Source organism: Nocardia terrae, from assembly GCF_009760405.1.
GTDB lineage: Bacteria > Actinomycetota > Actinomycetes > Mycobacteriales > Mycobacteriaceae > Nocardia > Nocardia terrae.
This window is the reverse complement of record NZ_WRPP01000003.1, coordinates 277,432-297,391: the sequence shown is the minus strand read 5'-3', so window position 1 is coordinate 297,391 and position 19,960 is coordinate 277,432. Positions and strand designations below refer to the sequence as shown.

The following is a 19,960-nucleotide window of genomic DNA, read 5'->3' as shown; positions in this document are numbered from 1 at the left end:
GCTACCCTACTTGATCCGATTGTGGAGCACCGGGACCATTTTGCTGATCAAGGTCTGGCTGGAGTCGGCGGTCCAGGTGCGCATGGCCGCCACGGCGGCCGCGTCGTCGACCGGAATGACCACGGCGCGCGAGCTGGTGATCTCACTGGGCAGGCCGAGCAGTCCGCCGCCGCCGGCCTTCTCGTCACTGCGCACCGCGATGATGTAGGAGTCGTCGGCCACCTTCAGCGAACCCCAGCCGTCGGCGGGGCGCGGCGAAGGCTCGTCGCCGCTGGGCTGGTACTGGCTGTTGTAGACGAAGCCGAGGCTCTCCAGGAACTTCGCCTGATCGCTCCCGGCCAGGTAGATGCTGTATTTGGTGTTGAACTGCGCGCCGGTGACATCGACCACGGTGACGGTCTTGCCCTGGAAGGCCGGATTGTCCTTGCGCGCCTTGTCCAGCGGGCTCAGATTGGGGTCGGCGGTGGTGGTGGCCGCGGATGTCGTTGCGGCGTGGTTGTTTCCGTCGCCGCCGGTGGCCGCTATGCCGATGCCCACGGCGAGCGCGACCGCCACCACCGCCGCGCCGATGCCGAGATAGAGCCGGTTGCGGTTGCCGGTCGGGCCGGCCGGCAGCGGGGCCGTGCCGGTGGGGTCGGACGCGGAAGCCGGTATGCCGGTCAGGGTTCGACCGCCCGCCGTGAACATGCTGGGCGGGGCCACCTGGATCGGATACGTGGGGGAGGTGGTGGTGGACACCGGCATGTAGCCGGGGACCAGCGCGCCCGCCGCCGCCTCGGTGAAGTCCCGGCAGGAGTTGAAGCGCTCGGCCGGATTCTTCGCCATGGCCCGCGCGAACACCTGGTCCAGCGCGGCCGGCAGATGCGGGTCGACCTCGGTGGCCCGCGGCGGTGGCTCGTGCAGGTGGCCCATCATGACCAGCGCCGGTTGCGTTGCGGGATAAGGGTTCCGGCCGGTCAGCAGCTTGAAGAAGGCGCAGGCCAGGCTGTAGATGTCGGCCCGGTGATCCAGCGGCTGGCCCGACAGCTGTTCCGGCGGCGCGTAGGCGATGGTGGCCACGAAGCTGCCGGTCTGGGTGAGCTCGGTGGTGTCCTCGGTGGACTTGGCGACCCCGAAATCGGCGAGCAGGGCGCGCTCCTCCTCGCCGTCGGCGCTGGAGAGCAGGAAGTTGGCGGGCTTCACGTCCCGATGCAGCAGGCCGCGCCGGTGCGCGTAGTCCAGGCCGCGGCCGATCTGGGTGACGATGGACAGCGCCCGCAGCGGCGTCATGGCGGTGGGATCGCGTTTGAGCTCGGCCGAGGCGTCGGTGCCCTCGACGTACTGCATGGCGATCCACAGCTGCCCGTGCTCCTCGCCGCGATTGTGGACGGCGACGATGTTCGGGTGGTCCATGCCCGCAACCACATTCGCCTCGCGCTCGAAGCGGCCGCGGAACTCCTCGTTGCTGGTCAGATCGACGGAGAGCACCTTCAGCGCGTCCATGCGCGGCAGTTGCGGATGCTTGGCCAGATAAACGGTGCCCATCCCCCCGGCGCCGAGCACCCGCACGATCCGGTACCCCCCGACGACCGTTCCCGGACTCATCGCCATGAGCACCCCCGCCTCTCCGCGACTTCAGCGGGCGGCTGAGAGCCGTCGAACCTACTGCACCCGTGCCGGCGGCTGGGTGCCGAAACCATTGTGGACGCACCCGGTGAGTTACCCCCACCGGAACGGGACCAGTCGCCACTTTGGCATACGAAGACGCGTCAGTCGAACGCATACGGACGGGTGGCCATGTGGTTCGAGGCGGGCACGTAACCTGGGGCTGTGTTGAACAACCACTGCAATCCAGTCCCCGGGGGCCGGTTGCTGTGATGGATCGGCAGGTCGAGGTCGTCGCGGGTGACCATGTGGTGAGCCGGGTGGCCGGTGCGGTCATCCTGGTCGCGCATCGGGAACGCGGGCCGATGACGCGGGATTCGCGGGCCGTGGTGGCGGCGCGGGCGCTGGGCGACCTGGTCGCCGACGTCACCGAGCAGGCTCCGGACGGGCCCGGGCGGCTGGTCGCGCGGCAGGCGACGCGGTGGCTCATGAAGGAGGCCGAACGGATCTCGCCCGGGGAGCCCATCGAATTCGGCATCCTGTCCGCGGCGGCCACCGGCGGCATCGCCGTCTTCCTGCACGGATCGGTGACGGCCGTGCTGGCCGGTTCGATGGTCGAGTACTACCGCGGCAGCGATGCGGCCTTCACGGTGGACCGGGTGGCCGAGTCGCCCGCGCATGCCGCCGCCCTGTTCATCGACGAGGGGCGCGCGCCCGAGCTGCCCGAGCGCGGAATCGGCACGCTCATCGAGGGTCTCGCGCCCGCGGCGGGCGCGGTGATGTGGTTCGAGGGCGAACCGCCGGTGTCGCGGCGACCTGCCCGGCCACCCGTCGCACGGCAGTGGAGTGTGGAACCGCCGCCGCCGACCGCCGCCTTCGACGCCGAGCGGGATCGGGAGCCCGATCCGATCCCCGTGGACCCCAACCTGATTCCCACGCGCACCTCCAACCGGCTGCCCACCGGGCCCGAACTCGACCCGGACTTCGGCGTCCCCGCGGACCCCGAGAGCGTCGAACTGCACCACGCGCCCACCGAGGTCGGCGGCCAGGGCGAAACCAGCGGGACCAACCCCGCGCCCAAGCCCGACCCGGATCTGCAGCGACGGCTGGAACAGACGGCCAAGGCCAACGCCCTGACCGTGAAGGTGCTCGGATTCAAGTGCGCGCGTGCGCATCCCAGCGATCCCCGTGCGGCCTTCTGCACCGTGTGCGGCATGCCGGTGGATCAGACCCAGCCGGTCGCCGAGGTGATCCGCCCGCCGCTCGGCATGCTGGTGCTCGATGACGGCATGACCTACATGGTGGCCGCCGACGCGGTGGTCGGCCGCGACCCGGAGCATTCGGATGCCGTGCACGCGGGCCTGATTCCGCTGCGCATCGACGACAACTCCGGCGGCATGTCCCGCGTGCACGCCGAAATCCGTTTGGTGAACTGGGATATCACCCTCATCGACCACGGCTCTACCAACGGCACCCGCGTCCGCCCGCCGGGCTACCGGGATTGGGTTCGCCTGCAACCGAATCAGCCGTTCACCTTGATGCCCGGGGCCGAGATCATGCTCGGCAACCGGGTCCTGCGCCTCGAACCGGTAGCGCCCCCACCCTTCGGATAAGCATCCCTCGGTCTGAAGACCTCGTCATTCCGGCACGTTTTTGGCCGGAATCCACCGCGGTAGGGGTGGATCCCGGCCAAGAGCACGCCGGGATGACGAGGCAGGCCACGCCGGGATGAGTTTGTGCGCGTTACGAATAGCGAGACGCGCAGGTGGTCTGATCGCCCAGCACGCCCGCGCGGAAGGCGTCCACGCGGGCGAAGCCGCTGGGGACCGTCTTGCCGTCGGTGTCACTGGCGGCCAGGCCGTCGGTGAGCAGGCCGGAGACCGCTTCGTCGATATCGCCCGAGGTGAGGGTGATGCCCTGGGACTTGGCGGGATCGGCCAGTTTTCCGGTGATCACGCCCGACAGGCAGGCCGCGCGCAGACCGGTCTTGGCCCCCGTGAGCGCCTGACCGGCCGCATGCTGCACCGCCAGCGCGTAGCGGGAGATGAAGACGATCAGCGCGGTGTAGCTGCCGGTCACGTTGGCGGGCAGGGCATCCTGGTCGTCGGCGTTCGAGACGCCCCGATCGTGCAGGGCGGGCACATCGGTGCCGATCGAATTGGTCGCCGGACAATAGGTGACCGGCACGGTGTCGGCTCCGTTGCGGCAGTTCAGCTTCGCGCTGTCATAGCTGTACTTGGGCTCGTCCGGGATGGGCAGGATGACCGCCATCGCCTTGGCCAGGGCCTGCAGCGTGGACTTGTCCACATCGGACTTGCTGTCGCCGGAATCACCGCTGGTGCCCTGCGGCAGACTGACGCTGCGCCGGTCGATCTCGTTCTGGTCGATGCCCTTGCAGCCCTTGGGCCCGTCGGTGAAACCGATCTGCACCGCCGTGACCCGCTGGAAGGCCGAACCGTGCACGCTCTGCGGATCGTCGGGATCGGCGTCGCGGAAGGCGACCGTCGCGGCCAGCACCTGATTCAGGCCGTCGGAGGTATTGATGGTGAAGTGTTCGGCCTTGCCCTCGGCCACATTCCGGATGAACGCGCCCGCGAAGCAGTCGGCCTGCTGCTCCTTGACGATGGTCGGCGTGCGGCGGCTCACGATCTTGGCCATCTCCTGGATGGCGTGCCCGTACTCGTGGGCCAGCACCATGACCACCGACATCTTCCCGAACTCGTCGGCCACCGCCGGCAACAGCACGCCCCGATCCCAGCCGACCGAACCGTCGAGCCGGCAGTAGGCGGCATTGACGAGCCGGTAGCTGGACTCTCCGCAGAACTGCCCGGACTGCGACCGCGGCGTTTTGGCATTCCAGGAGATGAACTTGTTCACCGGGGCGAAGGTGCCGCCGAACTCGGCCGGGAACTCGCCCTGCCAATAGGTCTGGATGTCGTCCAGCGCGTTCAGCACCAGGTGATCGATCGGCCCGCCGTCGGAATCCTGCGCGGTCAGCGGCGCGTCCGGCGCGCCCGCGCGGGGACCGTTGGGTCCGCTGGTGGTGGGCAGCCCTGCCACCTTGAACGGGTCGTCGTAGATGGAAACGGCATGACCGTGAACAATTCGTGTACATCCGGTCAAGAGCGCGACCGCGACGGTGAACACACCGAGCGCCACGGCCAGGCGGCGAATCCCCATGGACGGGCGCGTATGCGCCGCCTCCCCCCGGCGTCTCGCCACATGTACTCCCTCGCAGGCAGACCGATTCCCTACCCCGGTATCGGACGGGTGGCCGAGAAGCGCAACGCCGGACTCCGGGGGCTTCGCTTATCATCCCACCATGTCTTCACCGGGGGCGCAGCAGATCACCGTGCGTCATGATGGAACCGAACGGGTCTTCGACGCGACCCAGCAGATCACCATGGGCCGGGCCCCGGAGGTGCTGCTCTTCGTCGACAGCCCGCTGGTCTCCCGGGTGCACGCGACCCTGAGCTATGAGGCCGGGTCGTGGATGCTCACCGACAATGGCAGCACCAACGGCGTTTTCGTGGATGCCCGGCGGCTCACCACACCGCTGGTCATCAATCGGCCCACCCAGGTGCGGCTCGGCGACGCGATCAGCGGCCCGCTGCTGCACCTGCTGCCGCAGTCCGCCCGCGGTGGCCAGGCGCCGCAGCCGCAGCCGCAGCGCCAGGGCATGGCGCCGCCGCCGAACCGGCCGCCTTCCCGGCCGCAGCCGCAGGTCGGGCAGCCGCAGTCGGCCCAGCAGCCGCCGGTGCAGTCGCCCTACGCGCAGCAGCGGCCGCCGGCGAATCAGCAGGCGCGACCGAACCCGCAGCAGGCCTGGCCGAACCCGTCGCAGGCCAATCCGCAGCTGCGGCCCAATCCGAACCGGCCGTATTCTGGTCCGCAGCACCAGCAGTCGGTACCGCAGCATCAGCAGCCGGCCCAACAGCAGCCGAATCCCGTGCAGCAGCGGCAGGCTCCGCACGTCGGCGCCCCGCCGACCCCGAATGTGCCGCGCCCGCCGGTGAATACGCCGCCGTCCTCGGGCGACGCCATCAACATGACCACCAAGGCGGACACCTCCGCGCTGCCCCCGATCCGGGCCCGCGCCTCCACCGCGGCCATCGCGCGCGCCGACCGGATTCCGCGCGGCGGCCTCAATATCGGTCGCACCAGCGACAACCAGATCGTGGTCAACGACCCGATGGCCTCGCGCAATCACGCGCGCCTGGTGGCCGACCGCGAGGGCCTGGCCATCGAGGACCTCAACTCGGCCAACGGCACCTTCGTCAACGGCCGCCGCGAGCAGCGCGCGCTGCTGCGCGAACGCGACATCATCACCATCGGTAACGTCGACTTCGTCGTGCAGGAGGGCACCCTCGTGCGCCGGCAGCGGCCGGTCGCCGAGCAGGGCCTGCACGTGCACGGTGTCTCGTTCACCGTCGAGGGCAACAAGCAACTGCTGATCGACGTGAACATGCAAGCCGGACGCGGGTCGCTGACCGCGCTCATCGGACCCTCCGGCGCGGGCAAGTCGACGCTGTCGAAACTCATTGCGGGAACCACGCATCCGTCCGCGGGCGTGGTCACCTTCGAGGGCCGCAACCTGCACGCCGAATACGAAGCGCTGCGCTCCCGCATCGGCATGGTGCCCCAGGACGACGTGCTGCACCGGCAGCTGACGGTCAAGCAGGCGCTCAACTTCGCCGCCCAGCTGCGCCTGCCGCCGGACACCAGCAAGGCCGACCGCAAGCAGGTGATCGAGGATGTGCTGAAGGAGCTTTCGCTCACCCAGCACGCCGATACCCGCGTGGACCGGCTCTCCGGCGGTCAGCGCAAGCGTGCCTCGGTCGCCATGGAACTGCTCACCGGCCCGTCGCTGCTGATCCTGGACGAGCCCACCTCCGGCCTGGACCCGGCGCTGGACCGGCAGGTCATGACCATGCTGCGGGAACTGGCCGACGCCGGGCGCACCGTCATCGTGGTCACGCACTCGGTGGCCTGCCTGGACATGTGCGATCAGGTGCTGCTGCTCGCGCCCGGCGGCAAGACCGCCTTCTGCGGGCACCCGGGCAGCGTCGGGCACGTGATGGGCACCAGCGACTGGGCCGAGATCTTCGGCCGGGTCGCCGCCGATCCGGATCGAGCCTTCGCGAATTTCCGCTCCCGCCAAGCGTTTGCGGAACCGCCCGCGCCGGTCAAACCGGTCGAGCGGGCGAAGGCGCCGAAATCGAGTCCGTTCAAACAGTTCTCGACGTTGTCACGACGGCAGCTGCGGCTCATCTTCGCCGACCGCGGCTATCTCGCGTTCCTCGGGATCCTGCCGTTCGTGCTGGCCGGGCTGTCACTGGTGGTGCCGGGCAAGAACGGATTCGAATCGGTCGGGTTCGTGCAGGCGCCAGACGGCAGTTTCGTGCGCGCCAACAACGGTGAGGCGCAACAGCTGCTGGTGGTGCTCATCCTGGGCGCGTGCTTCCTGGGCGTCGCGCTCACCGTGCGTGACCTGGTCGGCGAGCGAGCGATCTACTTCCGGGAACGCGCGGTCGGATTGCGTTCCGGCGCATACCTGATGTCCAAGATCGTGGTCTTCAGTCTCGCGGCCATGCTGCAGTCGGCGGTCATGATCGCCATCGTGCTGGTGGTGAAGAAGCCGCCGAGCAAGGGCGCGGTGATCCCGTCCGGGCCCGTGGAGCTCTACCTCGATGTGGCGCTGACCGCGGTCTGCTGTGTGGTGCTCGGCCTGGCGCTCTCGGCGCTGGCCAAGTCCAACGAACAGGTGATGCCGCTGCTGGTGGTGATCATCATGGCGCAGCTGGTGATGGCGGGCGGCCTGATCCCGGTGACGGGTCGCGCTGTGCTGGACCAGATCTCCTGGCTGTTCCCCTCGCGCTGGGGCTATTCCGCCGGTGCGTCCACGGTCAATCTGCCCGATCTCTCGGCCTCGGACGCGGCGCAGAAGGACCATTTCTGGAAGCACACCGTGGCCGCGTGGTCGCTGGACATGGGCGTGCTGGCCGCGATCCTGGTGCTGCTCGCGCTGTTCACGTGGTCGCGACTGCGCTTGAAGAAGTCGGCGGCGTGATCGGCGATTCACGCAGGCCGGGGGTGCGAAGTATGAATCGGTCGCGCACGCGGCGGAGCGAGCAGGCAGACTGATGACTGTGACGGCTCGAGTTGGTGCAGTACATCTCGGCTGGGACGTGGTGTCGGTGGCCGCCGGTGGCGGCGGATCACCCATTCGCCCGGTCCTGGTCGAAGGCACGTACACACCGCCCGCGTACCTGCTGGCGGATTCGTCCGGCCGGCTGCACACCGCCGGCGTGGACCGGCGGCCCGATGTCGGCATCGCCATCTCGGATGTGCGCGACATCATCGGGCATCCGCAGATCGTGGTCGCCGGGGCGACCTGGCCGGCCGAACTGGTGTTCCGGGCGCGCATGCACAATCCGTTCGCCGCGGTCGTCGACCATCTCGGCGGCGAGCCCGATGTGCTCGCGCTGCCCTACCCGGACGAATGGCCCGACCCCAAGGTCGACGAATTCGTGCGCCTGGTCGAGCAACTCGGCGTCCCCGCCGAACCGCTGCCCGAATCCGTCGCGCTCTCCGGCTATGTGCGCGCCCTCGGGCTGGTGCGCGCGCCCGGCCGCGGCCCGGGCGTGGGCGCGGTGGGCGTCTACTCCGACGGCCGCGAATGCCTGGTGGTCGCCGTGCACGGCAATGACGAGCAGCCCACCGAATCGGTGAGCGTCGCCATCACCGCCGAGGCGCTGCACGAGGCCCGCGCCGCCGACAATGTGGTCATCGAGGTGATGGCCGCCGCCCGCGCGATCAATGCCGACACCTCGACGGTGCTGCTCACCGGCAACGTCTGCTTCAACGACGCGCTGCGCCTGGCCTTCCAGAACCACCTCGGCCACCGCTTCCAGGTCGCCGACCATCCCATGCACGCCCTCGTCCTGGGCGCGACCCACCTGCTGGTCGCCGACAGTGAAGGCGATCCGGCCTACGACCGTCCGGCCGCACCGCCGCCCGCGGAGGCACGCCCGGTGGACCAGGGCCCGCGCCACGTCGGCGGCCAGGATCCGGTCCAGCCGCTGCAGCGTCAGCCCGAACCGCTGGCACAGCAGCCGGAACTGGTTCCCCGCCACTTGGATTCACCGCCCGCGCCCGAATCCGGTGCACAGCGACCGGGTTCCACGCCCGCCGCCGACACGTCCGGGCAGACGCGCCGCATGAGCGCGGAGGAAGCCGCTGCCGCCGGTGGGGCAGGTTCACAGGCCGCGGCGGAATCGCCCGCGCAGGGTCGTCCGGCACCGGCCGATACCTCCGGGCAGACACGCCGTATCACGGCCGAGGAAGCCGCGGCGGGTGCGTCGGCTGCGGCGGGTCCGCAGGCCGAGGCGGCTCTCTCCGGCGGTGCGCAATCCGCCGCGAGTGCGGTCGAGCAGACGCATCGGATCACCGCGGAGGAGGCGGCCGCCTTCAACGCGGCACAGGCCGCCCGGGCGGCTGGCACCGGTGGCCAGGCCGTGGTCGAGGGCCAGGGTTCTACCCCGGGCGCGCATACCGGTCCCGGTGGGATGACCCAGCGCATGACAGCCGAAGAGGTCGCGCGGCTCGCGGCGGCGGCGGGGATCTCCGGCACCGCGCAGGCGGGCGTGTTCGCGCACGGACGCCACGAAGCCTCGGCTACCGACCAGTCGGCCGGAGGCGTTGCGGGCCAAGAGGTTTCACCCGAGGCGGCGGGCACGCCGGCGCAGTCGCGGGGTGCGGCCGCGCAGGGGGCGGGCCGCGGCCCGTTGCCCGCCGGGCTCGAAGGCGTGGGCGGCCGGTTCATGCGGCCGCCGGGATCGCCCGCCGATGATCAGGCGACCGCCATCGTGGGCCGAGACGTTCCGGGCGGAGCCGCGTCGGGTGCGCCCGCTGCCGGATACGGACCGGGATCCGCCGGAGCACAACAGGGCGCCGCGGGGCCGGGCGCGTACGGCAGCGCCAACTACGGCCAGCCAGGCGCGAACGTGAGCGAAGCCGGGCAGACGCCGGGTTCCGCGGGCGTGCAACAGGGTTCGAATGCCGGGCAGTACGGCCCCGGCGGCTACGGGCAGGCGGGTGGTCAATCCGGCGGCGGCTATGGCCAAGCCGCGGGGCAGGGCGCCCAGGCGGGCGGCGGACAGTCCGGCGGCGGCTATGGTCAAGCGGGGCAGCCCGGCTACGGCCAGTCCGGTGGACACGCTGCTGGCGGGTATGGGCAGGGCGGTGGCTACGGGAAGGGCGGTTCGTATTCCGCGCCCGGCCAATCCGGCCCGGGCACAGGCGGTTCCGGTTATCCCACCGGTCAGGGCTATGCACCGGCAAGCCCGCAGGGTCCCGAGTCGGGCGCGCAGGGCTATGGTCCGGCAAACGCCGGCGGGTCCGAGATGGGTCCGCAGGGAGGCGCCGGGCAGTACGGTCCGGGCGGCGGTCAGCCGGGTGCCGGTGGACAGTACGGCCAGGCCGGAGGCTACGGCGCGGCCGGCGGCTACGGGCAGCAGGGTGGGTATTCCCAGGGTGGTTATCCGTCCGGTGGCTATGGGGCCGAGGGGGATACGTCCGGTTCGGGTCGCCCGGGTTTTGCTGGATCCGGCGGAAACGCTCCTGGTCAGCCCGGCGCGATGTACGGTGGGGCGATGTCCACGGGGGCGCGTCAGCAACATCCGCAGTCGTCGGAAGATGCCGCAGGGCAGTCGGATTCGGAATCGGGATCCGACGCCGAGCGCAAGCAGCGCAAGGGCAAGCTCTGGAACAAGATGCGCAAGCCGTTCGGTGCGCCGATCATCGTCGGTGCGGCGACGCTGTCACTGATGGGGATGCATTCGGGCGGTGAGACCCGCACCTCCGCGGTTTCGGTGCCCGACACCGTGATTCAGGCGGGTTCGCCCGTCCAGCCGGTCGGCGAATCCTGCGCGGTCACCCCGTTCGTGTTCGGCGGGCCGCACGCGGGCATCGCCACCGTGGGTGATCCGAAGAGCCTGGACTGCCTACGCTTCGGCATCGACACGCTGCGCTACACCGTTCCCGGCCCGGCGCGCGGCATCGATCCCGGCCCGCCCCTGCACATCTGACCCGTCCGAGTCGTGGTCCCGCTGCAGCCAGGCGGCGGTGACCATCAACTCGACCTGGGAGACCCGGGGCGCGGGTCCGGTGTGACCGGTCAGCGCCCACGCGCGATCGATGGTGAGTTGCAGCATCCGCCGGGCGGCGAAGAAGAGCAGCGCGGCCAGCGGCAGTTCACCGACGACCGCCGACAGCACCGCGAACCACAGGTCCGAGGTGTTCCAGTCCAGCACGATGTCGAACCAGGCATCGCAGACCAGCAGCGTGCCGGTGATCATCGCCCACGGGATGAAGATCTGCCGTCGCCGCCAGGCGGACCACGCGGTCATGCCGATCGCCCCCACCAGGACGAAGTCGAATCCGACCCACGCGATATCCCACTGGTCCACCTCGCGCGAGGACGGCAGGCTGACCGAGAGATAGGCGATCCAGGGAATCAGGAAGACCAGGCTGCCGGTCACCACGGTCAGCAGCATCCGGCGCATCGCCTTCGCGCGCGGGTGGTTCGGCGGAATGGTGATCGCCATGGCGGCCTCCATTGGCAGAGCGATTGATCAACCGTCACGACGGTTCTCGTTCCTTCATACAATGCCGGTAGCGGAGGTGGGTATTCCGCTTATGGAGTGATGTAACTCACTCGACATCGGGCGGTCGATCCCCGGCGGGGACCGGATTCGAGGTGGGCGCACCCGCGCTGGTATTGTGCTTCGTTGGCGTGTGGTCCGTCCGGGTAACCGGTCGGCGCACGAGCCCCGGGTCTCCACCGGCCGCCGGGAATCAGCTCGACCACGCGCTTGTGCTGGCAAAACCTACGACAGACAGGGATGCACTGTGCCTACGTACAGCCCCAAGGGCGGTGACGTGACCCGCAAGTGGTACGTCATCGACGCCACTGACGTAGTGCTCGGCCGTCTTTCCGTGCAGGCTGCGAACCTGCTGCGCGGCAAGACCAAGCCGACCTACGCGCCGAACGTCGATGGTGGCGATTTCGTCATCATCATCAATGCCGACAAGGTCGCCGTCTCGGGCAACAAGCGCGAAGACAAGGTCCTCTACACCCACTCCGGTCACCCGGGTGGTCTGAAGGGCCGTACCGTGGGCCAGATCCTGGACACCCGCCCCGACCGTCTGGTCGAGCGTGCCGTCAAGGGCATGATCCCGAAGAACAAGCTGGGCAACCAGATCATTCGCAAGCTGAAGGTCTACGCGGGCCCGAACCACCCGCACGCCGCCCAGCAGCCCATCCCCTTCGAGATCAAGCAGGTGGCCCAGTGACCGCTCCCGAAGAATTCAACGACGACTACGTCGTGGAAGACACCGCTGTGGAGGTCGTCGAGGAGGGTGACGGTTACGAGGCCGAGGCCGAGTACACCTCCTACGCCGCCGCTCCGGTTGTCATCGACCGTCCGGTCCAGACCGTCGGCCGCCGTAAGGAAGCCGTCGTTCGCGTGCGCCTGGTGCCGGGTTCCGGCAACTTCGTGCTCAACGGCCGCACCATCGAGGACTACTTCCCGAACAAGGTGCACCAGCAGCTGGTGAAGTCCCCGCTGGTCACCGTCGAGCGCACCGAGACCTTCGACATCCACGCCCGCCTGGTCGGCGGCGGCCCGTCGGGTCAGGCCGGCGCGCTGCGCCTGGCCATCGCGCGTGCCCTCATCGAGGTCACCCCGGACGACCGTCCCGCCCTCAAGCGTGCCGGCTTCCTGACCCGTGACCCGCGTGCCACCGAGCGCAAGAAGTACGGCCTCAAGAAGGCCCGCAAGGCGCCTCAGTACTCGAAGCGCTGATATTGCGCCGTCGGGCTCTACCGTGCCCGGCCCTTTCGGGGGCCGGGCACGGTACCGTCTATACGGCAACCTGTACGAGAGCAGGCTCCCCGCAACGGTTTTCGAACCGGTTGGGCGCCTGCTCTCGTGCTGTATCGACCGGAAACCAGCAGGGGTGTTGAGGTAATGGGACGTATGTTCGGCACCGATGGGGTGCGCGGGCTCGCCAATGAGTCGTTGAGTCCGGAGCTGGCGCTGCAGGTTTCGGCCGCGGCCGCGCAGGTCCTGAGCCGGGGGAAGAAGCGCGCGCTCGCCGTCGTGGGGCGTGACCCCCGTGCGAGTGGCGAGATGCTGGAGGCCGCGGTCACCGCGGGCCTGACCTCCGCGGGCGTGGACGTGCTGTCGGTCGGCGTGCTGCCGACGCCCGCCGTCGCGTACCTGACCGGCGTGTACGACGCCTGCCTGGGCGTCATGATCTCCGCCTCGCACAACCCCATGCCGGACAACGGCATCAAGATCTTCGCCGCGGGCGGGCACAAGCTGGACGACGCCGTCGAGGACCGCATCGAGGCGGTCATCGCCGAGGGCTCCTACACCCGGCCCACCGGCGCGGGCATCGGGCGGGTGCTCGGACGGCCCGGGCTGGGTGGGCACGTGTTCGACGTGCACGACCGGTACAGCCTCGAGGGCACCCACGAGCGGTACGTCGAGCACCTGGTCCAGGCCACCGGGCGGGACCTGCGCGGGCTCACCGTGGTCGTGGACTGCGCGCACGGCGCGGCCTCCGAGGTCGGGCCCACCGCCTACCGGGAGGCGGGCGCGACGGTCATCGCCATCAACGCCGAACCCGACGGCCTGAACATCAACGACGGTTGCGGCTCCACGCATCTGGACCAGGTGCGCGCGGCCGTGCTCGAACACGGCGCGGACCTGGGCCTGGCCCTCGACGGCGACGCCGACCGCTGCCTGGCCGTGGACGCCACCGGCGCGGTGGTCGACGGCGACGCCATCATGGCGGTCCTGGCGCTGGCCATGCGTGACTCGGGCGAGCTGGTCCAGGACACCCTGGTCGCCACCGTCATGAGCAACCTGGGTCTGCACATCGCCATGCGCGAGGCCGGAATCACGGTGCGCACCACCGCCGTCGGCGACCGCTACGTCCTCGAGGACCTGCGCGCGGGCGGCTACACCCTGGGCGGAGAACAGTCCGGCCACACCATCTTCCCGAAGTTCGGCACCACCGGCGACGGCGTGCTCACCGGCCTGAAACTGATGGCCCGCATGGCCGAAACCGGCCGCTCCCTGGCGGAACTGGCGGGCATCGTGCAGACGGTGCCGCAGGTGCTGATCAATGTCCCCGTCTCCGACAAGGCCGCCGTCGCCGTCGCCCCGTCGGTGCTCGAGGCCGTCGCCGACGCGGAACGGCTGCTGGGCGAGTCCGGCCGAATTCTGCTGCGCCCCAGCGGAACCGAGCAGCTGGTCCGCGTCATGGTGGAAGCCACCGACCCGGCCCAGGCCGAGCTGCTCGCTGACAACCTCGCCAAGCTGGTCGCCGCGGTCTAGGCCCCGAGGCGGCTGATCGCTTCGCGGAGAGTCGCGTCCTTCTTGCAATAGGCGAAGCGCACCAGGGTGTTCCAGTCGGAGCGGTGGGACAGGGCGGCGACCGGGATCGCCGCCACGCCCGAGCGGGCCGGTAGGTCGCGGCAGAAGGCGGTCCCGTCGGTGCCGACGTCGGCGCACACGAAATAGCCACCCGCGCTGCGCTTCACATCGAATCCCCTGTCCCGCAGGGCATTCGACAGCAGCAGGTACTTGCCGTGCAGTGCCACGCGATTGGCCGCGGCCCAATCCTGTTCGTGCTCCAAGGCGTAGGCGATGGCGGGCTGGAACGGGGCCGGGGGCACGAAGGTCAGGTACTGCTTGGCGGCGAGCACCGCGGTGATCAGCGGTTCGGGCCCCAGCGCCCAGCCGATCCGCCAGCCGGTGACATTGAAGGTCTTGGCCGGTGCGGACACCACGACGGTGCGCTCGCGCATGCCCGGCAGCGCCGCTATCGAGGCGTGCGGGATCTCGTCGAAGACCAGGTGTTCGTAGACCTCGTCCGAAATCACCGGGAAGTCGTGCTCGCAGGCCAATTCGGCGATGGTGGCCAGGTCGGCGTCGCTCAGCAGTGAGCCGGTCGGGTTGTGGGGCGAGTTCAGCAGCAGCGCCCGGGTGCGCGGGGTGATCGCCGCGCGCAGTTCGTCGAGGTCGAGGGTGAAGCCGTCGCCGTCGGGTACCATCGCCACCGTGCGCGCCGTGGCTCCCGCCAGCGCGACCGCCGCCGGGTAGGAGTCGTAGAACGGCTCGATGAGGATCACTTCGCCGCCGGGTTCCACCAGGCCGAGCAGGGCGGCGGTGAGCGCCTCGGTGGCGCCGGCGGTGACCACCACTTCCGTTGCCGCGTCGTACCGTTCGCCCAGATGCCGGGCGCGTTCGGCCACGACGGCGGCCCGCAGCTCCGGCTGCCCCTTCGCGGACGTGTAGTGGTTCACCCCGCTCGCGATGGCCTCGCGGGCGCGGTCGAGCATCGCCCGCGGTCCCTCGTAGTCCGGGAATCCCTGGCCGAGGTCGATCGCGCCGTGCGTCACGGCCAGCTGGGACATCTCCCCGAAAACCGAAGAGCTGTAAGGGCGAAGCCGTTGGACGAGCATGGTGCGCTACTTTTCCGTGAGTTGTCCGTCTGCGATGTGCCAGCGGCGGGTGGCCCGCACATTGTCGAGCATGCGGCGGTCGTGGGTGACCAGAAGGACGGTGCCCTCGAAGGATTCGATCGCCTGCTCCAGCTGCTCGATGGCGGGCAGGTCCAGGTGGTTGGTGGGCTCGTCGAGGACGAGCAGGTTCACGCCGCGGGCCTGCAGCAGGGCCAGGGCCGCGCGGGTGCGCTCACCGGGGGACAGAGTGTCGTTGGGGCGCACGACATGCGGGCCGCGCAGGCCGAATTTCGCGAGCAGGGTGCGGACGTCGGATTCGTTCCAGTCGGGGATCTCGGCGCTGAAAGTGTCGGCGAGGGAGGCGGTTCCGCGGAACAGGCCGCGGGCCTGATCGACCTCGCCGATGGCCACCCCCGACCCCAGCGCGGCGGATCCGGTGTCCGGCTTCGTCTTTCCCAGCAGCAGTGCCAGCAGGGTGGACTTGCCCGCGCCGTTCACGCCGGTCAGGACGATGCGGTCACCCCAATCCACCTGCACCGTCACCGGCCCGAGGGTGAACTCGCCGCGGGTGACGGTCGCACCGGACAGGGTCGCCACCACCGATCCGCTGCGGGGCGCGGCGGCGATGGACATGCGCAGCTCCCACTCCTTGCGCGGCTCCTCCACCGCCTCCAGGCGTTCGATGCGCTTGACCGTCTGCTTGACCTTGGACGCCTGCTTCTCGGTGGCTTCCGCGCGGGCCTTGCGGCCCATCTTGTCGGAGTCGGCCTTGGACTTGCGGCGCGCGTTGCGCACTCCGTGTTCCATCCAGTTGCGCTGCATATTGGCGCGCGCCTCCAGACCGGCCTTGGTGTCGGCGTACTCGTCGTAGGCCTCGCGGGCGTGGCGGCGCGCGATCGCGCGTTCCTCCAGGTACGAGTCGTAGCCGCCGTCGTAGACGCCGACCTGCTGCTGGGCCAGATCCAGCTCGACGATGCGATTCACGGTGCGCGCCAGGAACTCCCGGTCGTGGCTGATCACCATGAGCGGCTCGCGGACGCCGGTCACGAACTGCTCGAGGCGGGCCAGGCCGTCCAGATCCAGGTCGTTGGTGGGCTCGTCGAGCAGCAGGATGTCGAAGCGGGACAACAGGACCGAGGCCAGACCGGCGCGCGCGGCCTGACCGCCGGAGAGCGCGGTCATGAGGGTGTCCAGGCCGTGCGGGAGGCTCTCGGCCAGGCCGAGGTCGGCGGCCACCTCCTCGGCACGCTGTTCGAGGTCCGCGCCGCCGAGCGCCAGCCAGCGCTCCAGGGCGGGGGAGTACTCGTCCTCGCCGCCGTCGGCCAGGCGCTCGGCGGCGGCGTCCATGGTCTGCTGGGCGGTGGCCACACCGGTTCGGCGGCGCAGGAATTCGAGCGCGGTCTCGCCCGCGATGCGCTCGGGCTCCTGGGCCAGGTAGCCGACGGTGGCGTCGGGCGGGCTCAGCACGATCTCGCCCTCGGGGGCGTCGCGGTCGGCGAGCATGCGCAGCAGGGTCGACTTGCCGGCCCCGTTCACGCCCACCAGCCCGATCACGTCGCCGGGGGCGAGGATCAGGTCCAGGTCGGAGAACAGGATCCGCTCACCGTGTCCGGCGGCCAGGCCGCGCGCATGCAGAGTGGTGCTCACCAGGGCGATTCTGCCGTGCTCGGGGTGAGACCCTGATTCCGGCCCTGTCGAAAGTCAGGGTCGGAATGGGGCGTAGGACCGATGTGCCCGGTGATCGAACTCGGCACAGTGGAGTCATGACCACACAGTTCTCCGGCCAGATGCCCACTCAGACCCCCAAGCGGCTGACCCGATCCAGCACCGACAACTGGATCGGCGGCGTGTGCGGCGGGCTCGCCGAATACCTCGGCTGGAACGCCAACCTCGTCCGCATCCTCTTCGTGGCGTCCTGCCTGTTGCCCGGACCGCAGTTCCTGCTCTACATCGCACTGTGGATCATCATCCCGAAGCGCTGAGTTATCCCCAGGGGCGAGTTATCCACATTCGGCATCGAAGGTGGTGCGAGGGGTGAGGCCGAATGCCAGGATGGGAGCCACGTCACGACTGAGGAGCCGAAACGATGGTCACATCGGGTGATCTGCCAGGGTTGGAGTTGCCGGATTTCGACGCGCATTCGGAATTGGGCGGACTCGGCGCGATCGAGTTGTCGCACCCCACACAGGATCTCGATGGGGACGGGCTGCTCGACACGGTGACCACCGGCACCGATCACGCCATGCAGGTGTGGACGGACATGGATCACGACGGGTTCGCCGATCACATGACCGTGGTCGACAGCGGCGGGGACTTCTCGGCGTGGGAGTTCCACCATCATCCCGACGGCACCACCGAATGGGTGCGGACGGACAACGGGCACCTCGGCAAGTAGCCCGGGGCGCGGGGGCTTTCACGACACGGGTTCGGAGGGGGGCCAATGGGTGGACACGGTGACTTCGGCGTGCGCGTTTCGATCCTGCACGCCGGGGCCGCAACGTTGCGCGACAATGCCGATGCCCTGCAGCAGCATTCGAGAGCGGTCGGTGAACACCCCTTCGGCATCGCCGAGAACGAGGCCGGTCGCAACTACGCGACGCAAGGCGCGGCCGTCCACCAAGGCTTCGAACGCGCGGCCGCATGCCTGCGCTACTGGGCCGCCGCCGCGACGGCTACCGCCGACGTATTCGATCGCGCCGCAACCGAATACACCCGGATCGACCAGGCCGGCGCCACCGTCCTCACGGAGGCGGGCCGATGAGCTTCGACCCGACCGGCAAGAGCGTCGACCAAATCCTCGACTACGGTGCCCCCGGCTTGCAGTACTGGGAACAATTTCTGCCTCTCTACGCCAAGGCTTTCGGCGCGCCCCACGGCCTGTTCCTCACCGACCTCTACGCCCGTTACGACGAACAGCGCGGCACGAGGCTCGCCGAATTCGACACCGCCCGAGCCGAACTCGACAGGGCCCTCGCGGACGCCGAGACGCGCTGGTCTGCCCAGCAATCGGTAGCCCACTCCCTCCCCGCCGCCTGGACCGGGCCCACCGGCGACGAGGCCCTCACCATCGTGAATTCCCAACTCCGCCAGGCCCGAGAAGACCTCGACACGGCTCACACCGCCACCGCCGCCATCTCCGCCGCCCTCGAACCCCTCCGGCACGCAGTCCTCACCAAGGCCGAGGTAACGCTCGCCCTTCTCGAACCCACCCGAGACGGCGAGGGCCGCGTAGCCATCGACGGCAAGACCGCCGAAGACATCGAAGACCTCGTCTCCGACGGCAGCGACCCCTGGCTCACCGCCACCTTCCGCCCGGACATAGAGCGCAAACTCACCACATTCACCGCCGCCTGCGACACCGCCGACCGAACCTTCGACTCCCACTACCGCACCATCCTCACCGCCTTCGCTCAGGTCATCGACCACCCCTACCCCCAACCGGCCCAAACCCTCCTGCCCCGACCCGACCCGGATCTGTCACCGAGTTCTCCCACAGCCCAGCCTGTTCCGGCTCCGAGGTCCTACCCAGCACAGTCGCAGCTGCCCGCCGCGGGTTTCGGGCAGACGCCGCAGCAGCCCGCTTACTCACTCGTCCCGGCCGAAACACCCGGTGCGGCCGAATCAGCCCGCGCATCCGCCGTGCCCGAAGGCGAGCCCCGAGAGCCGACGCACCCGGCTTCCACAGTTCCGGAAGCCCTTCCGGGCCCGGCCACCACGCCGCCTGCCACTTCGGAGTCGGCCGTCTCCACGCCGTCAACCGCCGATGCCGCAGATCCGTCACGACTCCAATCCGATCAATTCACCCGCTCTGCGACCACGGTCTTCGACCAACTCGAATCCGCCCTCCAACAGGGCATCTCCACCGCCCTCGAGAAACTCGGCTCCCTCACCGGCCAGCAGTCGCCTTCCGCGACCCCCGGGAGCACGCCCGACGCCCCCGAACCCGAGCCGAAGCCGGACAGCGCGAGCCTCCCGAACCTCCCCACCGGCCGCCTCGAATTCGACCTCGCCGGAAACCACTTCATCCTCGAACGCACCCCGGTCGGCGAACTCACCCTCACCATGACCGACCAATCCGGCCGAACCCACACCCTGACCCTCAACCAGAACGGCACCCCAACCCTGCCCGACGGCGACTCCACCGCTCCGCATGACAACCCCACCACCGCCGACCCGGCCGGGGACACCCCGACTTCCAGAGCATCGGCCCCCGATCAGCCACCTCCTGCCGTCTCTGCACCCCCTGACCCATCCGGCCTGGAACACCCCGCGCCACAAGAGGCTTCACCGCCAACAGCCGGCACCGACCGCAACGCGCCGGGCTGCCCATGCCCGCAGGACGCCCAGATCACTCCGACCCGCCCGCCCGAGCCCGCCGCTGATTGCCAACCCGCCAACCCGCCAACCCCCGCCCTGCGATCCGGCCCGGATCAGGCAGCGCAGCAACTTCCCCCGTCGTCGGCTGTATGCCAACCGCCGCATGACCAGGGACCGGCCACTCCTGCCTGCGACCCATCGCCACTCGAACCGGGTGTGCCGACCCCATCGCCGGATCCCCCTGGACCGCTGGACGTTTCGCCACCCACGCCTGCACCGACACCGCCCTCCAGCGGCTCCGAGCCACCGCAGGCCGCAAGCCCGTCGATCGAAAACAACGTGCCGACCGAACTGCCCGCGAATCCGCCGCCCTCACTGGGCAGTCCGGACGCGCCGCTGGAAATCCCGGAGGGTGGTGTCGAGATCCCCGAACTCTCCCCGCTCGTCGAATCGACCACGGAGTGAGGCACCCGGCTGGGTGGTCGGTACTCGGGCCGCATCGCCCGAACCCCTGCGTCC

General features: G+C 69.7%; 15 protein-coding genes. 10 read left to right on the top strand and 5 right to left on the bottom strand.

Going from position 1 to position 19,960, the window contains the following annotated elements; translation table 11 throughout:
- Positions 1 to 6: 6 nt before the first annotated feature.
- Positions 7 to 1,584: a serine/threonine-protein kinase gene (locus GPX89_RS16800; protein ID WP_328601923.1), complete on the bottom strand. Its 1,578-nt coding sequence runs from the start codon at positions 1,582 to 1,584 to the stop codon at positions 7 to 9.
- 272 nt (positions 1,585 to 1,856) lie between these two features.
- Between GPX89_RS16800 and GPX89_RS16795 the strand changes: the two genes are divergently transcribed.
- Complete coding sequence (locus GPX89_RS16795; protein WP_157388499.1) at positions 1,857 to 3,197, top strand: FHA domain-containing protein; 1,341 nt, start codon at positions 1,857 to 1,859, stop codon at positions 3,195 to 3,197.
- 130 nt (positions 3,198 to 3,327) lie between these two features.
- Here the strand turns inward: GPX89_RS16795 and GPX89_RS16790 are convergent, their stop codons facing one another.
- A complete protein-coding gene (locus GPX89_RS16790) occupies positions 3,328 to 4,764 on the bottom strand; it encodes a neutral zinc metallopeptidase (RefSeq protein ID WP_157389112.1) in 1,437 nt (478 codons plus the stop codon).
- 142 nt (positions 4,765 to 4,906) lie between these two features.
- Here GPX89_RS16790 and GPX89_RS16785 point away from each other — a divergent pair, with 142 nt between their 5' ends.
- On the top strand, positions 4,907 to 7,654 hold the full coding sequence (locus tag GPX89_RS16785) for an ATP-binding cassette domain-containing protein (protein ID WP_157388498.1): 2,748 nt from the start codon (positions 4,907 to 4,909) through the stop codon (positions 7,652 to 7,654).
- A 79-nt stretch (positions 7,655 to 7,733) separates the two neighbouring features.
- Entirely contained in the window at positions 7,734 to 10,673 is a 2,940-nt protein-coding gene (locus GPX89_RS44630) for a hypothetical protein (RefSeq protein WP_235947463.1), read from the top strand.
- Here GPX89_RS44630 and GPX89_RS16775 read toward each other — a convergent pair.
- Entirely contained in the window at positions 10,590 to 11,192 is a 603-nt protein-coding gene (locus GPX89_RS16775) for a hypothetical protein (RefSeq protein WP_157388497.1), read from the bottom strand. The genes GPX89_RS44630 and GPX89_RS16775 overlap by 84 nt on opposite strands.
- A gap of 304 nt (positions 11,193 to 11,496) precedes the next feature.
- Here GPX89_RS16775 and rplM point away from each other — a divergent pair, with 304 nt between their 5' ends.
- The 3 genes from rplM to glmM all read left to right on the top strand — a co-directional run bounded on the left by rplM (position 11,497) and on the right by glmM (position 13,994).
- A complete protein-coding gene (gene rplM, locus GPX89_RS16770; protein ID WP_326309446.1) occupies positions 11,497 to 11,940 on the top strand; it encodes a 50S ribosomal protein L13 in 444 nt (147 codons plus the stop codon).
- Positions 11,937 to 12,452 (top strand): 30S ribosomal protein S9, encoded by a 516-nt coding sequence (rpsI, locus tag GPX89_RS45460; RefSeq protein ID WP_328601921.1) that lies wholly within the window; start codon positions 11,937 to 11,939, stop codon positions 12,450 to 12,452. The genes rplM and rpsI overlap by 4 nt, the downstream gene beginning before the upstream one ends.
- A gap of 165 nt (positions 12,453 to 12,617) precedes the next feature.
- The gene (gene glmM, locus GPX89_RS16760; protein WP_157388496.1) at positions 12,618 to 13,994 is read left to right on the top strand and encodes a phosphoglucosamine mutase; all 1,377 of its coding nucleotides are present in this window, start codon (positions 12,618 to 12,620) and stop codon (positions 13,992 to 13,994) included.
- Here the strand turns inward: glmM and GPX89_RS16755 are convergent.
- Positions 13,991 to 15,124: an aminotransferase class I/II-fold pyridoxal phosphate-dependent enzyme gene (locus GPX89_RS16755; RefSeq protein WP_157388495.1), complete on the bottom strand. Its 1,134-nt coding sequence runs from the start codon at positions 15,122 to 15,124 to the stop codon at positions 13,991 to 13,993. The genes glmM and GPX89_RS16755 overlap by 4 nt on opposite strands.
- A gap of 6 nt (positions 15,125 to 15,130) precedes the next feature.
- Positions 15,131 to 16,771: an ABC-F family ATP-binding cassette domain-containing protein gene (locus GPX89_RS16750; protein ID WP_328601920.1), complete on the bottom strand. Its 1,641-nt coding sequence runs from the start codon at positions 16,769 to 16,771 to the stop codon at positions 15,131 to 15,133.
- Positions 16,772 to 16,887: 116 nt separating this feature from the next.
- Here GPX89_RS16750 and GPX89_RS16745 point away from each other — a divergent pair, with 116 nt between their 5' ends.
- The 4 genes from GPX89_RS16745 (at position 16,888) to GPX89_RS16730 (ending at position 19,906) form a co-directional block, all read left to right on the top strand.
- Positions 16,888 to 17,106, top strand: coding sequence for a PspC domain-containing protein (locus GPX89_RS16745; RefSeq protein WP_235947461.1), 219 nt, complete (start codon positions 16,888 to 16,890; stop codon positions 17,104 to 17,106).
- 104 nt (positions 17,107 to 17,210) lie between these two features.
- Positions 17,211 to 17,519, top strand: coding sequence for a DUF6802 family protein (locus GPX89_RS16740; protein ID WP_157388494.1), 309 nt, complete (start codon positions 17,211 to 17,213; stop codon positions 17,517 to 17,519).
- A 45-nt stretch (positions 17,520 to 17,564) separates the two neighbouring features.
- Positions 17,565 to 17,885 (top strand): hypothetical protein, encoded by a 321-nt coding sequence (locus GPX89_RS16735; protein ID WP_157388493.1) that lies wholly within the window; start codon positions 17,565 to 17,567, stop codon positions 17,883 to 17,885.
- Positions 17,882 to 19,906 carry a hypothetical protein gene (locus GPX89_RS16730; RefSeq protein ID WP_157388492.1) on the top strand — a complete coding sequence of 675 codons (2,025 nt, stop codon included), beginning with the start codon at positions 17,882 to 17,884 and terminating at the stop codon, positions 19,904 to 19,906. The genes GPX89_RS16735 and GPX89_RS16730 overlap by 4 nt, the downstream gene beginning before the upstream one ends.
- Positions 19,907 to 19,960: the final 54 nt, after the last annotated feature.